Annotated in this window: 3 protein-coding genes and 1 pseudogene; all 4 read left to right on the top strand. The window is 63.6% G+C overall.

The features are described 5' to 3' along the window. On the top strand, positions 1-1,450 hold a 1,450-nt coding region (locus tag WAN02_RS23855), incomplete at its 5' end, for an MFS transporter (RefSeq protein WP_422267029.1). A 50-nt stretch (positions 1,451-1,500) separates the two neighbouring features. Next, entirely contained in the window at positions 1,501-2,382 is an 882-nt protein-coding gene (locus WAN02_RS23850) for an SDR family NAD(P)-dependent oxidoreductase (RefSeq protein WP_422267027.1), read from the top strand. 147 nt (positions 2,383-2,529) lie between these two features. After that, positions 2,530-3,621 carry a carboxymuconolactone decarboxylase family protein gene (locus WAN02_RS23845; RefSeq protein WP_422267025.1) on the top strand — a complete coding sequence of 364 codons (1,092 nt, stop codon included), beginning with the start codon at positions 2,530-2,532 and terminating at the stop codon, positions 3,619-3,621. A 611-nt stretch (positions 3,622-4,232) separates the two neighbouring features. After that, positions 4,233-4,365: pseudogene (locus WAN02_RS23840) on the top strand (hypothetical protein); the annotation flags it as partial.

Below are 4,365 nucleotides of genomic sequence, written 5' to 3'. Positions count from 1 at the left end.
CGCCGACACCGCGCAACTGCAGTGGATTGTCGATGCCTACACACTCGTCATGTCAGGGTTGCTGCTGTCGGCTGGCAGCCTGGGCGACCGCTACGGCAGACGCGGATTTCTCATCGCGGGTCTGACCTTGTTCGCCATCACTTCCGGCATCGCCTCCCAGATGACGTCAGCGGACACCCTCATCGCAGCATGTGGCGCGATGGGAGTCGGCGCGGCGGTGATCTTCCCAACGACCCTGGGCCTGATCACCAATATCTTCACCGACCCGGTCACGCGTGCCAAGGCGATCGGACTGTGGGCGGCCATGGTCGGCGTCGGCGTGGCAGTCGGGCCGATCAGCGGCGGATGGCTACTCGGACACTTCTGGTGGGGCTCGGTCTTCATGGTCAACATCCCGATCGCCGCGCTGGCGATCATCGGTGGCCTGCTGTTCGTGCCGACCTCCCGCGACCGCACGGCGCCGCGCGTCGACGTTCCGGGCCTGATTCTGTCGGCCGCCGGCATCACGTCGCTCGTCTATACAGTCATCGAGGCGCCGACCTGGGGATGGACCAACGAGCGGACCATCATCGGATTCGTCTTGGCCGCAACCATTCTCGCTTGTTTTACCACCTGGGAACGACGCAGCACCCATCCCATGCTCGACGTCACGGTGTTTTCCAACCGCCGGTTCTCCGGCGGCAGCCTGGCGATCACATCTGGCTTCCTGACACTGTTCGGCTTCATCTTCGTCATCACGCAATACTTCCAATTCGTCAAGGAGTACAGCGCTTTTGAGACCGGGCTGCGGCTGCTGCCCGTCGCTGCGTCGATCGCTATCGCCAGCATTGTGGGACCGCGACTAGTCGAGCGGGTCGGCTCCACGGTCATCGTCGCCGGGGGCCTGGCGATTTTCGCGGCCGGACTGGCATGGGCATCCACCGTGGCCGCGGCAACCAACTACACCGATATCGCGCTACAGATGTTGCTGCTGGGCGGCGGCCTCGGCCTGACCACCGCACCGGCTACCGAAGCCATCATGGGATCGCTACCTGCAGACAAGGCGGGGGTCGGCTCTGCGGTCAATGACACCACCAGGGAATTCGGTGGCACTCTGGGCGTGGCCATCGTCGGCAGCGTCTTCGCCTCGCTGTACAGCCGCGGCATCAATTCGGCCGACGCCCTCTCCGGGCTGCCGACCGGACTCCACGTCGCGATGAGCCGCTCAATGGCAGTGGCGCACAGTGTCATTGCGCACGTGCCCGCAGGGCAAGTCGACACGGTCCGCGACGCGGTCAACAACGCCTTTCACGACGGGCTACACATCGGGACCCTCGTGTGCGCCGGCATCGCCTTCACTGCCTCCGTCATCGTCGCGTGGCTGCTGCCCGCCCGCGAGACCGTCGACGAATCCGCTGAGAAACGCACGACAGGCCTGGGCGTGCACGACCCTGCGCTGGCCCAAGCCTGACGGTCCCAGCAAGTCCTCGCAAACACCCCCTCAAAACCTAGGAGCACGAAATGACCGCAGCGTTTAAGAACAAAGTTGTTCTGGTGACCGGCGCTTCGCGCGGGATCGGCAAGGCTGTCGCGCTGGCCTTTGCCCGCCAAGGAGCCACGTTGGTACTCGCGGCCCGCTCATCTGAGCGACTTCAAGCGGTGCACCAAGAGATCCGCGACCTGGGTGGCCAAGCCCACTGGGTGCCGACCGACGTAACGTCGACATCGGATGTCGATGCGTTACTGCACACGGCGATGCAGCGGTTCGGCAGGATCGACGTTCTGGTGAACAACGCCGGGATCGGTAAGGTCAGCGCGATCGAGGCCGCGGAATTCGAAGAAGATCTGCGTTCAACCCTGCAGGCCAGCCTATTTGGGGCGATCTACCTCACGCGACAGGTGCTACCAATAATGCGCCGTCAGCATTCGGGCGCGATCGTCAACATGTCATCGGTCATGGGGCGCAAAGCTTTCGCCCGTTTCGGTGGCTACGCGATCGTCATGCACGGCGTCTCAGCATTCTCTGACGCACTACGTCAAGAACTGGCCGGCAGCAACATTCAGGTCTCGGTGATTCATCCCGCGCTTACCGCCACAGACCTCCTGCACGAAGTGGACGAAGCCCAGATGCCGCCCCCGTTCCGCCACATGACCCCACTGTCGCCCGAACACGTCGCACGCGCCGTACTGAAGGCGGTGCGCCGCGGAACACCGCGTGTCGTCCTGCCCCGACCGGCCGCCACGCTGCTGCTCGGCGAGGCGGTCTCACCGCGCATCGGCGACTTTCTCGCCTCCGCCCTCACGCGGCGCCCGTTCGCCCGTCTTGTCGGCATGAGCCGCGGCCGCACCTACCACCAAACAATCGCCGCGCAACGAAGCGCGGTGCCCGCCAAACGCAACTAGCCGTACCGCTGATCGAGCGAACAGAACCACGCCGCAGCCACCTGCAGGGCGGCCGAACCGGCGTCCGTCACCGCGCGGCATGAGCCGATCGAGACACGCACTCGGCAATCGACACCACCCCTCCAATCTCGAGACGAGGAGATCACCATGGCTCGACTATCGACGCACATTGAAGAAGCGCTGTTCACCAGCCTCGCGCCGCGAATCATCAAGCACATCAACATCGTTGCTGCCCGGGACGCTGAGGGCCTGGTAGCGGACGTCTATGGGCAGATGCGGCACGAGTTTCAACTCGTGCCGCCCGTCACGCTGCACGCACCCATCCCTCAGCTACTGGCGGCGGTGTGGGCGATGCTGCGAGAATCCATCGTCGCGGGACCCGTGAGTCGCAGCCTGCGCGAAGTCGTCTGCGAAGGCGTGTCGGCGATCAACCAATGTTCGTTCTGCGTTGACGCGCACAGCATGCTCCTTGCCGGCGCGGACGCCAAGAGCACCGCCGACGCAATTCGCGCCCACCGACTCGGTCTCATCGGCGACGCCAAAACACGAGCGGTAGCGAAGTGGGCGTTCGCCAATCGCCGGCCCGGCGCCGACATCTTGCGCGAGCCGCCTTTCACCGCCGCCGAGGCACCCGAGATCGTCGCCTCCGCTGCCTGTTTCCACTACATCGACAGGGTCGTGCAAGTATTTCTTCCCGATGGCCCTGTCCCGCTGCCCGCCAAGCTCTCCTGGCTAAGAGGCGCCACGATCAGCGCGGCCGGATCAATGGCCGGCAAGCGGATCATGAAAGTTAAAGTGAAGTCCGGCGGCGCCGTTGGCACACTTCCCCGGGCCAAGCCGTCCCCGGAGTTCGCATGGACTGCGCCGCGGCCAGCTCTTGCCGCAGCGTTTGGCAGCGCCGAGGCCACCATCGAAGAACTCGGCCAAAAGGCGCTAGCAGCGCCCGTGCGACAGCTAGTTCAGGATCGGGTGGCCAAATGGGGCGGAGAAGAGCCGGGCATCAGTCGGAGCTGGGTAGAAGAAGCAGTCACAGGCCTCGACGACCACGATCGTGCGGCAGCAAGACTCGCCTTGCTAGTAGCGATTGCTCCGTACCAAATTGACGAGAAAATCATCGCTGGATTTCGCAACTCACAGCCCACAGACCCAGAGCTCCTAGCGGCAGTCTCCTGGGCCAGCTTCACCGCGACACGAAGAATCTCCGGTTGGCTCTCGCCAGTCGCACACCGCGACAGATAACAACGAGACTCGAGGGTTAGCAGCCAGTTCAGAACCTCATCAACAACTGAACTCGGCATATGCAGGGAAGATTAGCAAGCTTTTGCGACACGCCGAGGTTTGTTCAAAGTAGGTAGGCGTGTCCTGGCAAAGTGCGCTAGCTAGTTTAACAACGCTTGTTAAGTTAACCGAGATCCGCTCTGAGTGGAAGCGGCTCATAGTGTTCCTAAGCTGCGGAAACGCACAGCCAAGTTGTGGTGCGTCGACCCCGCGACACGCGAGGTGGTCACGAGCTTGCGCCGACACCCGTCGACCTATCGCCTGGAGGCCACCCGCTGCGCCCGGCGACGCCCAGCGGGGGGTGGCATATCGCATGCGATGGCCGATGCTGCGGTGAGGACGACCGCGCTATCTCTAGGTGCAGCGGGAGCGACCGCATTATTCGAGGCGGTCATGATCGTGAACAGTCTGACGACTTAAACCAGCGATCGAAATTGCTAGTCGCACAAGTGAGGGGCTGCGATCGCTCGCCGGTGCGCCGAGAGCCCACCGGGAGTTCGGGGTATCGCGGCCCCACGAAGGGTCAGCACGCTTGCCGTCCCTTGTTAATCGATCTACTATCCATCGTATTCTTGGGCGTACGAGAGGGCAGGCGGACGGGACGACTCGAAGGAAAAGTGGCGTTCATCACCGGGGCGGGCGGTCAGGGCCGCGCAGAGGCGCTGCGCCTGGCTACCGAAGGTGCCGACATCGTCGCGTTCGACA

It is taken from the genome of Mycobacterium sp., assembly GCF_049281135.1.
Taxonomy (GTDB): domain Bacteria; phylum Actinomycetota; class Actinomycetes; order Mycobacteriales; family Mycobacteriaceae; genus Mycobacterium.
Note: the sequence above shows the minus strand (reverse complement) of the source record. Positions and strands in the feature narration are given on the sequence as shown.

What these genes read in the sequence shown, in the direction of transcription:
- WAN02_RS23850 (WP_422267027.1), top strand. Translation starts at nt 1,501, where the DNA reads ATGACCGCAGCGTTTAAGAACAAAGTTGTTCTGGTGACCGGCGCTTCG.
- WAN02_RS23845 (WP_422267025.1), top strand. Translation starts at nt 2,530, where the DNA reads ATGGCTCGACTATCGACGCACATTGAAGAAGCGCTGTTCACCAGCCTC.